This is a genomic window from Mycobacterium sp. 23 (genome assembly GCF_048287075.1).
Lineage (GTDB): Bacteria > Actinomycetota > Actinomycetes > Mycobacteriales > Mycobacteriaceae > Mycobacterium > Mycobacterium gordonae_B.
The window spans coordinates 67,229-83,148 of sequence record NZ_JBLVUX010000005.1; the positions used below are offsets into that span (position 1 = coordinate 67,229).

The window sequence follows — 15,920 nt, forward strand, 5'->3', positions numbered from 1 at the left end:
GCGCTACCCTGTCCTTCACATCGGGCCGGGCCCGGGGGAGGTGCGCAATGTCGTCTGTACTGGTCATGCCGGAGATAATCGCCTCGGCGGCAACAGAGTTGACGAACATCGGGTCAGCGGTCAACGCCGCCAACGCAATTGCCGCAGTCCCGACCGTCGAGATTCTCGCCGCCGGCGCTGATGAAGTGTCTGCCGCGATCGCCGCACTGTTCGGCCGCCACGCGTCGGGTTACCAGGCACTGGGGGCGCAGGCGCAGGCCTTGCACACCGAGTTCGTCCGGGCCCTTGCCGCGAGCGCGGCAAGCTATGCCGGTGCCGAGGCCGCCGGCGCGGCTGCCCTGAGCCCCCTAGACGATCTGCTCAACCTGATCAACCTGCCCACCCAACTGTTGTTGGGCCGCCCGCTGATCGGAAACGGCACCGATGGCGCCGCGGGAACCGGCGCGGACGGTGGGGCCGGTGGTTTGTTGTTCGGCAACGGGGGATCCGGCGGATCTGGCGGTGGCGCCCACCCCGCGGGTGGAAGGGGCGGCGCCGCAGGGCTGTTGGGCAATGGCGGAGCCGGAGGTGCCGGTGCCGCGGGCGCGGTTGGCGGCACCGGGGGCAGCGGCGGCTGGCTCTTCGGCAACGGTGGGGCGGGCGGTGCCGGCGGTGACGCGCCGACTGGTATCGGCGGCCTCGGCGGTGCAGGCGGTCAGGCAATCCTGCTGGGCGCGGGTGGGGGCGGTGGCGCCGGCGGGCTCGGTGCCACCGGCGGTGGTAACGGCGGCGCGGGCGGCTGGGGCGGGTTGCTGGCCGGCAACGGCGGCACCGGCGGTGCCGGCGGCGGTGCGGCCACCGCCGGCAACGGCGGGGTCGGCGGCGCGGGCGGTAACGCCTGGCTGATCGGGGACGGCGGAGCCGGCGGGCAGGGCGCGGCAGCCACCGCTGCGGCCGCGACCGGCGGACTCGGCGGCACTGGTGGGGGTGGCGGTAACGGTGGGCTGTTGTTCGGCAATGGTGGCAGCGGTGGTGGTGGCGGATCCAGTGCCGCCGGCGGCACCGGCGGCACCGGCGGGTTCGGCGGCAACGCCGGACTGATCGGCGCCGGCGGAGCGGGCGGAGCGGGCGGTCTGGGCGGCGGTCACTTCAGCGAGACGGGCGGAGCCGGTGGCAACGGCGGCGCCGGGGGCTGGGTGTTCGGCAACGGCGGCGCGGGCGGGGCGGGCGGTGGCGCGCTGGCCCAGGCCGTCGGTGCCGGCGGCGCCGGCGGGGCGGGCGGAAATGGGGGTGGCGCAAGGCTGTTCGGCGACGGCGGCGTCGGCGGGGCGGGCGGGTCCGGGGGACGGGCCGACGGCGCCGGCGACGCGGGGGGAGACGGAGCCGGGGGCGGCCGCGGCGGGCCCGGGGGCTGGCTGTTCGGGAACGGTGCGGCGGGCGGGCGCGGCGGTGCCGGCGGGTCGGCGGCCACCGGCCCCGGCGGGGACGGCGGGCCCGGCGGTGCCGGCGGATCCACCACCTTGATCGGGACCGGCGGCGACGGCGGCAGCGGCGGCAACGGCGGGCCCGGGACTCCGGACGGTTCGCCCGGAGCCGGTGGCGCCGGCGGTCTCGGGGGACTGCTGTTTGGCAGCAACGGCACCGCCGGCTGACCCGAAAACCTCAGAGCGGCCGAAGAGCTGCCGGTCAGTTGGTGAGCGCGGCGTCGGTCACGGACAGTTGAATGCGATGCCGACGCCGTCGGGCGGCGGCACCGGGCGCAGGCATCCGTACGGCTGGACACCGGCCGCGCTGAACCGGGCAGCGGACTGGTGGGCATAGTTGACGCAGAACAGGCCCGCCTGGTCGGCGCGACAGCGAAAGTCGCCGAAAGACAACGAGTCCCCGTCGGCCAATTGCGTTCCGGTGCCGGCCAGGAACGGCCCCGGGTCGGCGCGGGCTGAGCCCACCTGCAGATTGGTGCCGTCGAAGTCCGCCCAGCCGCCTTTCCACTCGCCGTAGGCAGTTTCGGGCCGGGGCGGCGGATTGGTCAGGTCGACCAGACACGACAGCAGCCCGGCAGTGTGCTTGGCGTCCGTCGTGCACTTCGCCTTGCCGGCGGAGGCGCTGAACGCGACATTCGCGTCGAGATGATAGCGCGCCGGGTCGGCGGGATGAGCTGCCTCTATCCAGGTGATGACGGCGGCGATCGGGGCCCCGGCGGCCGGGGCGCCGGATGCCTGCGGCGGCGCTGCCGTGCTGGACGTCGCGTGGGACTGCCCGGCGTGGCCGCCGACGGTGTGCGAGCACCCGGCAACCAGTAACGGGATTGCGACCAGCGCGGCGATCCGCATCCCGTCAGGCTAGCCGCCGCGAATCGGATTTTGGCGCTGCGCACGCCGTCCCGTCGGTGCGTCGGTTAACGTCGAGTTATGCATGAGCGCATCGTCCGCGCCCGCACCACCGCCGGAACCGTCGAAGGCTTCACCCGCGACGGGGTGAATCGGTGGCGCTCGATCCCGTATGCCAGGCCGCCGGTAGGTCCGCTGCGCTACCGCGCCCCGCAGCCCGTCCAGCCCTGGTCAGGCGTGCGGCACTGCCACGGATTCGCCAACTGCGCCCCTCAGCAGCGCCGCTACACGATGCTCGGGGTCGGGCGCTATCAGCCGATGAGCGAAGACTGTCTGACCCTCAACGTCGTCACCCCCGAATCCGGCGCCGCCGAGCCGTTGCCGGTCATGGTCTTCATCCACGGTGGTGGCTACATCCTCGGGAGTTCGGCCACGCCGCTGTACGACGGCGCCGCGCTGGCCCGCCGCGGTTGCGTGTACGTCTCGGTCAACTACCGGCTCGGCGCGCTCGGCTGCCTGGACCTGTCGTCGCTGTCGACCCAGGACGTCACCATCGACGGCAACCTGTACCTGCGCGACCTGGTGATGGCGCTGCGCTGGATCAAGGAGAACATCGCCAACTTCGGTGGCGACCCCGACAACGTCACCATCTTCGGTGAGAGCGCCGGCGCGCACATCACCGCCACGCTGCTGGCCGTGCCCGATGCGGCGGGCCTGTTCCACCGGGCGATTTCGGAGAGCCCGGCGGCCGGGATGACCCGGTCCACGGAAGTGGCCGCCGAATTCGCCGCCCGGTTCGCCGAACTGCTCGGCGCGCGCAGCAGGGACGCCGCCCACGCCGTCATGAAGGCCTCGGCGGCCCAACTGATCGAGGCCCAGCATGAGTTGATCGACCAGGGCATGCAGAAGCGGTTGGGCGCCTTCCCGATCGGCCCCGTCTTCGGTGACGACGTGGTGCCGATCGACCCCGTCGAGGCGATGCGGACCGGCCGGGCGCACCAGGTACCGCTCATCGTCGGAACGAACGCCGAAGAAGGGCGTCTGTTCACCCGCTTCCTGGGCATGTTGCCCACCAACAAGGCGATGGTCGAAGCGCTGCTCGCCGAGGTGGAACCCGCGGCGCGCGAACGTATTACGGCGGCCTACCCGAAGTACCCGAAGCCGGAGGCCTGCATCCAGCTGGGCGGCGATTTCGCGTTCAGCGCGGCGGCCTGGCAGATCGCCGAGGCGCACACCCACCACGCGCCGACTTACCTCTACCGCTACGACTACGCCCCGCGGACCCTGCAGTGGTCGGGCTTCGGGGCCACCCATGCCACCGAGTTGTTCGCGGTCTTCGACATCTACCGCACCCGGTTCGGCGCCCTGCTCACGGCGGCGGCCGACCGGGGGCCGGCCCTGCGGGTCAGCAACGACGTGCAACGGCGGTGGCGCTCGTTCAGCCGCTCGGGCGTGCCGGGTGACGACTGGCCGGTCTACACGCACGACGAACGCGCGGTGATGGTTTTCGACCGCAAGTCGCGCATCGAGTTCGACCCGCATCAGCATCGCCGGTTGGCCTGGGACGGCTTCACCCTCGCGCGCTGACCTGGCACGCTGACCCTCATGGTTTCCAACACCGACCAGGCCGTCGAGCGCCCTGGCGACCTCACCGCCGAGTGGCTCACCACAACCGTCAGAGCCGGCACCGTCTCGGATTTCACCGCCGAACGCATCGGCACCGGCCAGATGAGCGAGTGCTACCGCATCGGGTTGAACTACGCCGAACCGGAATCCAAGCCCCGCCCGTCGTCGGTGGTGCTGAAGGTCGCCGCGACCGACCCGGTGAGCCGGCAGACGGGACTGGCGCTGGGTCTCTACGAGCGTGAAGTCCGCTTCTATCACGACATCGCGCCCCGTCTGGGCGGAGCGATCGCACCGTGCTACCACGCCGCGATCAACATCTCGACCGGCGTCTTCGACCTCCTGCTCGACGACGCCGGACCCGCCACGGTGGGCGACGAAATCGCAGGCGCCACAACCGAACAGGCGCTACTCGCGGTCACCGGGCTGGGCCGCCTGCACGGCCCCCTGCTGGGCGACACGGCACTGGCCGACGCGCCGTGGCTGAACCGGGAATCGCCACTCAACCAGGCGATGATCACCCCGCTGTACGCCGGCTTCATCGAGCGGTACGCCGACCGGATCACCCCTGCCCATCGCGCCGTCTGTGAGCGCCTGATCGGCGCATTCGACGGCTATCTGGCGCTAGAGGCGACCCGGGGTGGCATTGAGGGGCTGGTTCACGGGGACTACCGCCTGGACAACCTGCTGTTCGGGGCCGCCGGCGCCAGCCGGGCACTCACGGTGGTGGACTGGCAGACGGTGTCCTGGGGACCCGCGTTCACCGACCTGGCGTACTTCCTGGGCTGTGCGCTGCCGGCGGCAGACCGGCGCGACCAGTACGACGGGTTGCTGCAGGCCTATCATCAAGCGCTCGGGCCGCAGGCTCCGGTGAGCTTGGCCGACATCCGGGACGGGGTGCGGCACCAGAGTTTCTTCGGGGTGATGATGGCGATCGTGTCGTCGATGCTGGTCGAGCGCACCGAGCGGGGCGACCGGTTGTTCATGACCATGCTCGAACGCCACTGCCAGCATGTGCTGGACATCGACGCACTGGCGATTCTGCCGGACGCCGCCGCACCGGAACCGCTGCGGCCCTCACCCGAGGACGAAGGAGCTCATCCGTCCACCGACGAACCGCTCTGGAGTGAGAGCTGGTACGCCGACTTCGTGGACGCCGCAGAGGGATTGGGCGGCTGGTTCCGCATCGGCCTGATGCCCAACCAGCAGATTGCCTGGATCCACGCGCTGATCTGCGGACCAGATGAGGCGACCGTCGTCGCCGATTACCAGGTACCGCTGCCGGCGGATGCCTGGGCAGCGCATGCCGACGGCCTCGAACTCGCTCACGCCAGCGACGCAGCGTTGCAGACCTACCACGTCGACATCAAGGCCAAAGCCCAGTCCTACCAAGACCCTTCGGCGCTGCTGCGTGGCGAACCGGGCGAGCCGGTGGACCTCGCGATGAACCTGGTGTGGTCCACCGACGGCATCCCATATCAGTACCGGCTGACCACCCGCTATGAGATCCCCTGCACGGTGTCCGGCACGGTCACCGTCAAACATGCCCGCTACCAGATCAATTCGGTACCGGGTCAGCGCGATCACTCGTGGGGGGTGCGCGACTGGTGGTCCATGGACTGGATGTGGACCGCGCTGCACCTGCAGGACGGCACTCATCTGCACGGCGTGCGGATCCAGATTCCGAACACTCCGGCATTCAGCATCGGCTACGCCCAGGACCGTGCCGGCGATATCGCGGATCTGACAACGGTGGAAATCCGGGAAGCGTTCAGCGTCAACGGTTTACCCGAGAATCAGACCCTGCAACTCACCCCGGCTGAGATCACCGCTGAGGTGCGGATCCGCGCACACGCGCCGGTTCGGCTGGTCGGCGCCGACGGGCGGGTGAGCCACTTTCCCCGGGCCTGGGTCGACGTCACGACCACCGACGGGCGCACAGGCGTCGGCTGGATGGAATGGAACCGCAGTCAGGTCGACCAGGGTCAGTGACCCGCGCGATCGTAGTGATCGGGGTGTCCGGGTCGGGCAAGTCGACGATCGGTGCCGCCTTGGCCCGGCGCCTGAACGTGCCCTTCCAGGACGCCGACCACCTGCATCCGCCGGCCAACATCGCCAAGATGGCGGCCGGCGAACCGCTGACCGACGACGACCGCTACCCCTGGCTGGACAAGGTCGGCGGATGGCTGGCGGCGCACCCCAGCGGTGTCATGAGCTGTTCTGCCCTCAAGCGGGCATATCGGGACCGGCTTCGACGGCACAGCCCGTCGGCTTACTTCCTGCACCTGCGCGGGCGTCCTGACGTCATCGCCGCGCGCCTGGCCGCCAGGTCCGGTCACTTCATGCCCGCCACCCTGCTCCAATCGCAATTCGACACGCTGGAACCGCTCGGCGCCGACGAGCCCGGCACCGCCGTCGACATCGACGACCGCAGTGTCGACGCGGTCGTCGATGCCTTCCTGAACTGGGGCGGCTTAAGGGGCGGCTAGCGTCCCCAGCGCTTGCGGGTGCTGGTGAGCTGGTCGTCGAGGCGGTCGCGCGCCGTCTCGGCCAGCTCGTTGCCGCGGGTCACCGCCGTGTCGGCGAGCCGGGAGCCGCGTTCACGTGCGGTTTCGGCGAGCTCCAAACCCCGATCGCGGGCGGTGTCGGCCAGCTTCTCGCTCCGCTTGCGCGCGAGTTCGGCGTAGTCGGCACTTCGGTCGGCGGCCTTGTGAGCCAGTTTCTCGCCGCGCTTGCGGGCCTTCTTGGCGTACGGCCTGCTCTTCTCGGCCGCGGTGGTGGCCAGTTCGCGGCTGCGTTCCAGCGCGGCTTCTGCGTACGGCGCGCTGCGTTCGGCTGCCGTGCTGGCCAGTTCGCGCCCACGTTCGAGGGCTGCTTCGGCGTACGGGGCGCCCTTCTCGGCTGCGGTGCTGGCCAGTTCGCGACCACGCTCAGCGCCGGCGTGCAGGCCGTGCACGATCTTTTCGCCCAGTTCGGAGTCCAGCACGTCATGCGAGGAACCCGGCAGCGCCCCGGACACCTTGTCGGAGAGTCGCTCGGCGGCGCGGCGACCACGCCAGCCCAGGGACGGCTTGCCCGCGGTGTCGGCAGACGCGATGAGCAGTCCGCCCAGCAGGCTCACGTCGGCCAGGAATGCGCGACGCTTCTCGGCCTTGCGCTCCGGGTCGGGTTCGCTCCAAAACATATGTGTGCCAAGGTTTCCCGGGATCACCGTCAGCGCCAGCGCGGCCGAGGCCAGCCGGGGCAGCTTGCCGGCGGCCAGCAGCACCCCGCCGCCGATCTGAACGGCGGCATTGATCTGAGCGAACGTCTCGGCGTCGGCAGGAATGTTGCTGCTCACCGAATCCGGCAGCGACTGCAGGCCGCTCACCGTCGGTTGTGCCGCTTGAGCTGCGGGTTTCGGGTTGAGCAGGGCGTCCACTCCCTGGCCGATAAAGACAGCTGACAACATGGGTCGGGCGATTCTGCGGATCAACATGGCCGCTGTGTTCCCCGGCCGGACAGCACACAAACCCGCCGGATCCTCGGTAATTCGGCGATATGGTGGACGGCGTGCGAGCGTTGATCATCGTCGACGTGCAGAGAGATTTCTGTGAGGGCGGCGCGCTGCCCGTCGACGGTGCGCAGGCCCTGGCCCGCTCGATCAACGACTATCTGGCCAGTGATCCCGGTTACCACCACATCGTGGCCACCACGGATTTTCACATCGATCCGGGCGGCCACTTCGCGCCCGACCCCGACTACCGCTCGTCCTGGCCGCCGCACTGCCGAGCCGGCAGCACCGGTGTGGACTTCGCCCCGGGCCTCGACGCCGGCAAGATCGAAGCCGTCTTCCGCAAAGGCGCCTACGGCGCGGGGTACAGCGGGTTCGACGGGGTGGACGAGAACGGTACGTCGCTGCTGGACTGGCTGCGCCGACACGAGGTCGACACGGTCGACGTGGTGGGCGTGGCCACCGACCACTGTGTGCGGCACACCGCACACGACGCGGCCCGGGCCGGCCTGGGAACCCGGGTGCTGCTGGACCTGACGGCCGGCGTATCCGCCGAGTCCACCGCCCAGGCACTGGATGAGATGCGGACCGCCAATATCGAGGTGATCGGAAAGCGCCCATGAAGACATCGCACAGAGACGACCTGCTGGCCGCGGTAGAACGCTCACCGCAAGCGGTTTCGCTGCACGACCGCGACGGATGGGTCCAGGTTTTCACTCAGGACGGCCGCGTCGAAGACCCGGTGGGCTCGAGCCCGCACGTCGGGCATGACGAAATCTACCGCTTCTATGACACCTTCATCGGCCCCCGCGGCATCACCTTCCACCGCGACGTCGACATCGTGTCGGGTACCACCGTGCTCCGCGACCTCGAACTCGAGGTCGCGATGGGAGACGCTGTGACGATGTTCATACCGGCGTTCCTGCGCTACGACCTGCGTGAGGTCGGCGGGGAGTGGAAGGTAGCGCACCTGCGCGCCTACTGGGAGTTGCCGGCCATGATGGTGCAGTTCCTGAAAACCGGCTCCCGGGCGTTGCCGCCCGGACTTCAACTCGGCAAGGGACTACTCGGCAACCAGGGTCCCCGGGGGGCACTCGGCTTCATGGCCGGGTTCCGCCGGGTGGGTGCGCGGCACAAGAGATTGGTGGAGGGGTTCCTCCGGGCGGCCGGCCGCGGCGATGAATCCGCCAGCGGGAGTCTATCGCCCTCTGCCACAATCACTTTGGGCGACAGCGAACCGTTGACGGTCGCCGAACTCGGCGGGCACCTGCGCGGTGCCAACTGGGCCAAGGTGATCGCCGCGGGATCCACTGTTGTGGTGTCGGTGGCCTCCGGTCACGGACGGGGCATCGTATTCGCCGATGTCGCCTGGCGGGGCAACCAGATCAACGCCGTGCGCTACTTCTCCGCCTGATCAGTGGGCCGCAGATAGCGCCAACGACAGAACGGACAGCAGCAGGTAGCCGCCGGGGAAGGCGATGTTGGAAAACACGCGTGCCCGTACATGCACGATGACGGCGCCCACGAAGTACAGCACCAGCCCGACGGCGGCCGCAATTCCGATGTGGCGCAAGCCAAGAAGTCCGACGAGCAACCCCCCGGCCCCGGCCAGCTTGAGCACGGCCAGCGTCGGCAGCCAGGAGCGGGGCACACCGACCCGGGCCGAATTCGCCAGCACGAATTGCGCGGGGACCAGATCGGGTACGGCGATGGCCGCGGTCGCGGCGATGGTCGTGACGACGACCGCCACGTGGGCGGTGTGCATTAGAGTCATGGCAAAGGTCTCCTTCGCAGGTCGAACAGATGCGGTCAGCTTCTTGACGATTTCTGCCCGGGAAAGGTGACCCCATGAACGTGAACCTTGTCGATCTGGCCCAGCACTTCGAGGCGGATCGTGGGCGTCTGAAGTCGGTGGCTTTCCAGCTGCTCGGTTCGCTGTCGGACGCCGAGGACGCGGTGCAAGCCGCCTGGCTGAAAGCCAGCCGCTCCGAATACACCGCCGTGGCCAACCTGACGGCCTGGTTGACCACGATCACCGCACGTGAGGCGCTCGACCAACTGCGCAGCCGTAAGCGCCGGGCCGAACAACCCCTGGACGAGGCCGGCGTCGCCGACCGATTCGCAGTGGCCGCTGCCGACGAAGACGCGATCCTGGCGGAGTCGGTGAGCCGAGCGCTGCTGGTGGTGCTCGATCGGCTGCCGCCCGCGCAACGCGTCGCTTTCGTGCTGCACGACGTCTTTGCCGTGCCTTTCGAGACGATCGCGGACCTGCTGAACCGCTCACCGGCGGCCGCCAAGAAGCTGGCCAGCCGGGCGCGGGGGCGGCTGCACCCGGCGCCCGCCGCAGCCCCGCCGCAAACCGCTGAGCACCTCAGGGTGGTGCGGGCTTTTCTGGCGGCATCCCGCGGTGGTGACATCGATGCCCTGGTGAAACTGCTGGCTCCGGACGTGGTTCGCACGGTCGACCCGTCCCTGGTACCCGCCGATGTGCCCGCCGAAATGCGCGGCGCCAGAGCCGTTGCGGAGGAGACCCGGCGGTTCACCAATCGGGCGCGCGCAGGGGCTGTGGTGCTGATCGACGGGCATCCGGGCATCGCCCTCGCCCCCGCCGGGCGGCTGGTGGCGCTGCTGCGCATCGCCCTGGATGCGGACAACCGGATCCAGGTCATCGACATCACCGCTGACCCCGAACGGCTCGGCAACGCCGTCCTGACCTTGCCGCCCGCCCTGCCGTCCTGAGAATCAGCTCAGGGAAGTCGCGCATCCCAGGCAGAGCACAGGACTGTCGGCTATGAAGAACATCAGACACTCGGGAGGGTGGCAACGGGTTGGTTCCGGGAGCACGATGATCGACAGGCCGTTTGGACGGCGCAGCCTGCTGCGGGGCGCCGGGGTGCTAGCGCTGACACCGTGGGCTGCAGCTTGCGGTTCTGACGACGACGACGCGCTGACCTTTTTCTTCGCCGCAAATCCGGACGAGATCCGCCCACGGATGAGGGTCGTCAACGAATTCCAGCGCCGGCACCCCGACATCAAAGTCCGCGCGCTGCTGTCGGGACCCGGCGTGATGCAGCAGCTGTCGACGTTCTGCGCGGGCGGCAAGTGTCCGGACGTCCTCATGACATGGGAGCTCACCTACGCCGAACTCGCTGACCGCGGCGTGTTGCTGGACCTCAATCCGATGTTGGCCCGCGAACAGGTGTTTGCCGCACAACTCAACGCGGACAGCATCGACGCGCTGTATCGGACGTTCACCTATAACGGCGGGCAGTACGCCTTTCCGGAGCAGTGGTCGGGAAACTACCTCTTCTACAACAAGGCCATGTTCGAGGCGGCCGGGGTGCGTCCGCCGCCGGGCACCTGGCAGCAGAGTTGGAGTTTCACCGAATTCCTGGATGCGGCGCGGGCTCTCACCCGGCGCGAGGCGTCGGGGCGGGTCACGCAGTGGGGATTCGTCAATGCCTGGGTGTCGTTCTACTCGGCCGGTCTGTTCGCGATGAACAACGGCGTGCGCTGGTCGTCTCCGCGAACCAATCCGACCCACCTGAACTTCGACGACGACGCCTTCGTCGAGGCCGTGCAGTTCTACGCCGACCTGATCAACAAGCACAAGGTCTCACCCGGCGCCTCCGACCAGCAATCCATGTCCAACGCCGACCTCTTCTCGGTGAACCGGGCCGCCATCGCATTGGGCGGGCACTGGCGCTACCAGACTTTCGACCGGGCCGAAGGCCTGGACTTCGACGTTGCGCCGCTGCCGCTCGGCCCCCGCGGTCATACCGCCTGCTCGAACATCGGTGTTACGGGCCTTGGAATCGCGGCGACCAGCAAACGCAAGGAGCAGGCGTGGGAGTTCCTCAAGTTCGCCTGCGGACCCGTCGGCCAGGCCCTGATCGGCGAATCCCGACTGTTCGTGCCGGTGCTGAGATCCGCAATCACCTCACCCGGATTCGCCGCGGCGCACCGCAGGGTCGGTAACCTCGCGGTGCTCACCGACGGGCCGGCGGTGTCGGAAGGCCTGCCGATCACGCCGGCCTGGGAGAAGGTGGTCGCCCTGATGGATCGCAGCTTCGGACCGGTACTGCGCGGCGCGCGGCCGGCGACCTCACTGTCCGGGTTGTCGCATTCGATCGACGAGGTGCTGCGGAATCCATGAGCGCAGTATCCGCACCCGCCCCGTCCCCGACCCGCCCGTGGCGCCGACGAGCCTGGGCCGGAAGGCTTTTCGTCGCACCCAACCTGGCCGCGGTGTTGCTGTTCATGCTGTTCCCGCTGGGCTTTTCGCTGTACATGAGCGTGCAGAAATGGGACGTGTTCACCCCGGCCAAGTTCGTCGGTCTGGCCAATTTCAATCAGCTGTTCACCTCCGACCCACTGTTTCTGATCGCCATGCGCAACACGGTGATCTACACGGTCGGGACCGTGCTGCCCACCGTGCTGATCAGCCTCGTCGTAGCCGGTGTGCTCAACCGGAAAGTGAAGGGGATCGGCGTCTTTCGCACGATCGTCTTCCTGCCGCTGGCGATTTCGTCGGTCGTGATGGCGGTGGTGTGGCAATTCGTGTTCAACACCGACAACGGGTTGCTCAACATCATGCTCGGCTGGGTCGGAATCGGCCCGATACCGTGGCTGGTCGAACCCCATTGGGCCATGGTGTCGTTGTGCATGGTCAGCGTGTGGCGCAGCGTCCCGTTCGCCACGGTGATCCTGCTGGCGGCGATGCAGGGCATCCCGGAAACGGTGTACGAGGCGGCCCGAATAGACGGTGCTGGCGAGATTAGGCAGTTCATGTCCATCACGGTGCCGCTGGTCCGTAGTGCGATGTCGTTCGTGGTGGTCATCTCGATCATCCACGCGTTCCAGTCTTTCGATCTCGTCTACGTGCTGACCGGCGCCAACGGCGGACCCGAAACCGGCACCTACGTGCTGGGTATCATGCTTTTCCAGCACGCCTTCTCGTTCCTGGAATTCGGTTACGCCTCCGCGCTGGCGTGGGTGATGTTCGCCATCCTGCTGGTGTTGACGGTGCTGCAGCTGCGTATCACCCGCCGCCGTACCTGGGAGTCCTCCCGTGGTCTCGGGTAAGCGCGCCGTCTTCCGCGCCGCCGCGTCGTACGCAGCGCTGGTGTTCGTCGCCTGGTGCGCCTTGTTCCCCATCCTGTGGGCGATCTCCGGATCGCTGAAGAAGGAGGGCGAGATCAGCGAACCGCGGTTGTTGCCGTCCAGCCCGCGGTGGTCCAACTACACCACCGTGTTCGACCTCATGCCGTTCTGGCGGATGTTCTTCAACACCGTGCTGTATGCCGGATGCGTCACGGCCGGCCAGGTGATGTTCTGCTCACTGGCCGGATATGCGTTCGCGCGCTTGGATTTTCGTGGCCGCGATACCTTGTTCCTGTTGTATCTGGGCACCTTGATGGTGCCCCTGACGGTGACGGTGATCCCGCAGTTCATCGTGATGCGAACCGTGGGATGGGTGGACACGCCCTGGGCTATGATCGTGCCGGGTTTGTTCGGCAGCGCGTTCGGCACCTACCTGATGCGGCAGTTCTTCCGCACCCTGCCGACCGATCTCGAGGAGGCGGCGATTCTCGACGGATGCTCGCCGTGGCAGATCTACTGGCGCATTCTGCTGCCGCATGCCAGGCCGGCGGTGATGGTGCTCGCCGTGCTGACCTGGGTCAGTGTTTGGAACGATTTCCTGTGGCCGCTGTTGATGATCCAGCGCAACAGCCTGGCCACCCTTACGCTGGGTCTGGTCCGGTTGCGCGGCGAATACGTCGCCCGCTGGCCGGTGCTGATGGCGACCTCGATCCTGATCCTGCTGCCGTTGGTCGTCATCTATGCCTTCGCCCAGCGGTCGTTCGTCCGCGGCATCGCCGTGACCGGGATGGGCGGCTAGCGCAATGGCTTCGGTGAGTTTCGAGCGGGCCACACGACGCTACCCGGGCAGCGATCGGGCCGCTCTGGAGAGCCTGGACCTCGTGGTCGGCGACGGCGAGTTCATGGTCCTGGTAGGACCGTCCGGGTGCGGGAAGACGACGTCGCTGCGGATGCTGGCGGGGCTGGAAACGCTGGACTCCGGGCGCATCCGGATCGGCGACCGTGATGTCACCAACCTCGATCCCAAGGATCGCGACGTCGCGATGGTCTTCCAGAACTATGCCCTGTATCCGCACATGACAGTGGCGCAGAACATGGGCTTCGCGCTGAAAGTGGCCAAGACACCGAAAACCGAGATCCGCGAACGGGTGTTGGCGGCGGCGCGCATGCTCGATCTGGAGCAGTATCTCGAACGCAAGCCCAAAGATCTCTCCGGTGGGCAACGGCAGCGGGTGGCGATGGGACGGGCGATCGTGCGTCGCCCGCAGGTCTTCCTGATGGACGAACCCCTGTCCAACCTGGATGCCAAACTGCGGGTACAGACCCGCAACCAGATAGCGGCACTGCAGCGCCAACTGGGCACCACCACGGTCTACGTCACCCACGATCAGGTCGAGGCGATGACTATGGGGGACCGCGTCGCGGTACTGCGGGACGGACTGCTGCAACAGTGTGCGACGCCACGGGAGCTCTACCGCAACCCCGGCAATGTGTTCGTCGCGGGATTCATCGGGTCGCCGGCCATGAACCTGTTCACCCTTCCGGTCGTCGATTCCGCTGTCTCGCTGGGTGATTGGGACATCCCGGTGCCACGTGAGATCGCCGGTACTGCTGCGGAAATCGTCGTCGGGGTTCGACCCGAACACTTCGAACTGGGCAGTGTCGGCGTCGAGATGGAGGTCGACGTGGTTGAGGAGTTGGGCGCCGACGCCTACCTGTACGGCCGAATCACCGGAGCCGACACGGTGATCAGCAAGCCCATCATCGCGCGGACGGACGGCAACGACCCGCCCGGGAAGGGCAGCCGGGTACACTTGCATCCACAGCCCGGGCACCTGCATTTCTTCAGTGTCGATGGCCACCGAATATCCTGATGGACAACCAATTTCGTGCGTTGTCAGCGGCGCGCCGCGCAGCTGATCCGGGTGCCGGCTCCCTAGTATGGCCGGGTGGTTGATCGCTATGGAACCGATGTCCTGGCCGGCGGCGGGCGGCGCAAGCCTCGTTCGGTAGAGCACCCGGTAGAGCTGGGGATGGTCGTCGAGGACGCGCAGACCGGTTACGTGGGTGCGGTGGTCCGCGTCGGATATGGGCGCGTCGAGCTGGAAGACCGGCACGGCAAGACCCGTCCGTTCCCGCTGGGACCCGGCTATCTGATCGACGGTCAGCCGGTGATCCTCACCCCGCCGCGCCGATCGGGGCCTGCTGCCCCGGCACGCACGGCGTCGGGATCGGTCGCCGTGCCCGGTGCCCGGGCCAGGGTCGCCCGCGCCGGACGGATCTATGTGGAAGGCCGCCACGACGCCGAGCTGATCGCCCAGGTCTGGGGTGACGACCTGAAGATCGAGGGCGTCGTGGTCGAGCATCTCGGCGGAGTCGACGACCTGGTAGGGATCGTCGACGAGTTCCGGCCCGGACCGGGATGCCGGCTCGGGGTGCTGGTCGACCACCTGGTTCCCGGATCGAAAGAGTCGCGCATCGCCGAGGCGGTGCGCAAGGGGCCCGGAGGAGCGGACACCCTCGTCGTCGGGCATCCCTATGTGGACATCTGGCAGGCCGTCAAGCCACAGCGGCTCGGCCTGCAAGCCTGGCCGACGGTGCCGCGGCACATCGAATGGAAGCACGGCATCTGCGCTGCCCTCGGCTGGCCGCACGCCAACCAGACCGACATCGCCACGGCGTGGCGCCGGATCCGGTCGAAGGTACGCGACTGGAACGACCTGGAACCCGCGCTGATCGGCAGAGTGGAGGAACTGATCGACTTCGTCACTCAACCGTGTGACTGAGGTCACCGTCACGTTTGTCGGCGCAGTCGCACTAACTCCTTGACCGAATCTTCGGAGAAATGGAGGAAGTGCATGACCGACGCGCTCGTCATCGACGCTCAGGGCCTGGACCGGCTGTCTTGTAACGCCAAGGCCGACCCCGCCACGGGCAAGAAGACCGTCAAGGCCAAGACCGTGTGTGAGTCCGGCTTCCGCAACATGACCTATGTGCGTGATCTTGCACCGATGCTGGTCGGCGAGCCGCCGGCGCTGCTGGGTGACGACTCGGCGCCCAACCCTTCTGAGACCTGCCTGGCCGCCCTGGGATCGTGCATTTCGGTCGGCTTGCTGGCCAACGCCACCCATCGCGGCGTGACCCTGACGAAGATCGAGGTCGAGATGGAAGGCGATATCGACATCTCGGCGGTGTGGGGCGTGGGCGACACCCCGGACGGAAAGGTCCTCGGTTTCACCGCCGTGCGGTGCAAGGTGGCTCTGGCCGGTGACGCCGACGACGCGACGCTGAAAGAAATCCACGACAACGCTGTCGCATGGTCGCCGGTGGTCAATACATTCACGCGTCCTGTAACTGTCGACTCCGCACTGTCGATCGGCTAGGCAGGACAA

16 protein-coding genes are annotated in these 15,920 nt (G+C 68.1%); 13 read left to right on the forward strand and 3 right to left on the reverse strand.

The features are described from left to right. Positions 1-47 precede the first annotated feature (47 nt). Positions 48-1,631 carry a PE family protein gene (locus tag ACNQS7_RS01640; RefSeq protein ID WP_418011153.1) on the forward strand — a complete coding sequence of 528 codons (1,584 nt, stop codon included), beginning with the start codon at positions 48-50 and terminating at the stop codon, positions 1,629-1,631. Positions 1,632-1,688: 57 nt separating this feature from the next. Here ACNQS7_RS01640 and ACNQS7_RS01645 read toward each other — a convergent pair whose 3' ends face one another. Further along, on the reverse strand, positions 1,689-2,312 hold the full coding sequence (locus ACNQS7_RS01645) for a hypothetical protein (protein WP_418011154.1): 624 nt from the start codon (positions 2,310-2,312) through the stop codon (positions 1,689-1,691). Between the two features lie 78 nt (positions 2,313-2,390). Here ACNQS7_RS01645 and ACNQS7_RS01650 point away from each other — a divergent pair, with 78 nt between their 5' ends. From ACNQS7_RS01650 to ACNQS7_RS01660, 3 genes are read left to right on the forward strand one after another with little or no spacing between them, the layout of a single operon-like run. Beyond that, on the forward strand, positions 2,391-3,896 hold the full coding sequence (locus ACNQS7_RS01650; protein ID WP_418011155.1) for a carboxylesterase/lipase family protein: 1,506 nt from the start codon (positions 2,391-2,393) through the stop codon (positions 3,894-3,896). 18 nt (positions 3,897-3,914) lie between these two features. Continuing rightward, positions 3,915-5,924 carry a phosphotransferase gene (locus ACNQS7_RS01655; protein ID WP_418011156.1) on the forward strand — a complete coding sequence of 670 codons (2,010 nt, stop codon included), beginning with the start codon at positions 3,915-3,917 and terminating at the stop codon, positions 5,922-5,924. Next, complete coding sequence (locus tag ACNQS7_RS01660; RefSeq protein WP_418011157.1) at positions 5,921-6,421, forward strand: gluconokinase; 501 nt, start codon at positions 5,921-5,923, stop codon at positions 6,419-6,421. Before ACNQS7_RS01655 ends, ACNQS7_RS01660 begins: the two co-directional genes overlap by 4 nt. On the opposite strand, the gene ACNQS7_RS01665 is transcribed toward ACNQS7_RS01660, so the two are convergent. Continuing rightward, on the reverse strand, positions 6,418-7,410 hold the full coding sequence (locus tag ACNQS7_RS01665) for a DoxX family membrane protein (RefSeq protein ID WP_418011158.1): 993 nt from the start codon (positions 7,408-7,410) through the stop codon (positions 6,418-6,420). The genes ACNQS7_RS01660 and ACNQS7_RS01665 overlap by 4 nt on opposite strands. A 62-nt stretch (positions 7,411-7,472) precedes the next feature. Between ACNQS7_RS01665 and ACNQS7_RS01670 the strand changes: the two genes are divergently transcribed. Both ACNQS7_RS01670 and ACNQS7_RS01675 read left to right on the forward strand, forming a co-directional pair. Next, positions 7,473-8,048 (forward strand): isochorismatase family protein, encoded by a 576-nt coding sequence (locus ACNQS7_RS01670; RefSeq protein ID WP_418011159.1) that lies wholly within the window; start codon positions 7,473-7,475, stop codon positions 8,046-8,048. Then, positions 8,045-8,839, forward strand: a complete 795-nt coding sequence (locus ACNQS7_RS01675; RefSeq protein ID WP_418011160.1) for a ketosteroid isomerase family protein — start codon at positions 8,045-8,047, stop codon at positions 8,837-8,839. Before ACNQS7_RS01670 ends, ACNQS7_RS01675 begins: the two co-directional genes overlap by 4 nt. On the opposite strand, the gene ACNQS7_RS01680 is transcribed toward ACNQS7_RS01675, so the two are convergent. Then, a complete protein-coding gene (locus ACNQS7_RS01680; RefSeq protein WP_418015847.1) occupies positions 8,840-9,190 on the reverse strand; it encodes a DoxX family protein in 351 nt (116 codons plus the stop codon). It abuts the gene before it with no gap. A gap of 83 nt (positions 9,191-9,273) precedes the next feature. Between ACNQS7_RS01680 and ACNQS7_RS01685 the strand changes: the two genes are divergently transcribed. The 7 genes from ACNQS7_RS01685 (at position 9,274) to ACNQS7_RS01715 (ending at position 15,911) form a co-directional block, all read left to right on the forward strand. After that, on the forward strand, positions 9,274-10,164 hold the full coding sequence (locus ACNQS7_RS01685; protein ID WP_418011161.1) for a sigma-70 family RNA polymerase sigma factor: 891 nt from the start codon (positions 9,274-9,276) through the stop codon (positions 10,162-10,164). Positions 10,165-10,270: 106 nt separating this feature from the next. Then, the gene (locus tag ACNQS7_RS01690) at positions 10,271-11,581 is read left to right on the forward strand and encodes an ABC transporter substrate-binding protein (protein ID WP_418011162.1); all 1,311 of its coding nucleotides are present in this window, start codon (positions 10,271-10,273) and stop codon (positions 11,579-11,581) included. Next, positions 11,578-12,510 (forward strand): carbohydrate ABC transporter permease, encoded by a 933-nt coding sequence (locus ACNQS7_RS01695; protein ID WP_055580939.1) that lies wholly within the window; start codon positions 11,578-11,580, stop codon positions 12,508-12,510. The genes ACNQS7_RS01690 and ACNQS7_RS01695 overlap by 4 nt, the downstream gene beginning before the upstream one ends. Beyond that, positions 12,497-13,327 (forward strand): carbohydrate ABC transporter permease, encoded by an 831-nt coding sequence (locus ACNQS7_RS01700; RefSeq protein ID WP_418011163.1) that lies wholly within the window; start codon positions 12,497-12,499, stop codon positions 13,325-13,327. The genes ACNQS7_RS01695 and ACNQS7_RS01700 overlap by 14 nt, the downstream gene beginning before the upstream one ends. A gap of 4 nt (positions 13,328-13,331) precedes the next feature. Continuing rightward, positions 13,332-14,402: an ABC transporter ATP-binding protein gene (locus tag ACNQS7_RS01705; protein ID WP_418011164.1), complete on the forward strand. Its 1,071-nt coding sequence runs from the start codon at positions 13,332-13,334 to the stop codon at positions 14,400-14,402. 75 nt (positions 14,403-14,477) lie between these two features. Further along, positions 14,478-15,314 (forward strand): DUF3097 domain-containing protein, encoded by an 837-nt coding sequence (locus ACNQS7_RS01710; RefSeq protein ID WP_418011165.1) that lies wholly within the window; start codon positions 14,478-14,480, stop codon positions 15,312-15,314. A gap of 72 nt (positions 15,315-15,386) precedes the next feature. Next, positions 15,387-15,911, forward strand: coding sequence for an OsmC family protein (locus ACNQS7_RS01715; protein ID WP_418011166.1), 525 nt, complete (start codon positions 15,387-15,389; stop codon positions 15,909-15,911). Positions 15,912-15,920: the final 9 nt, after the last annotated feature.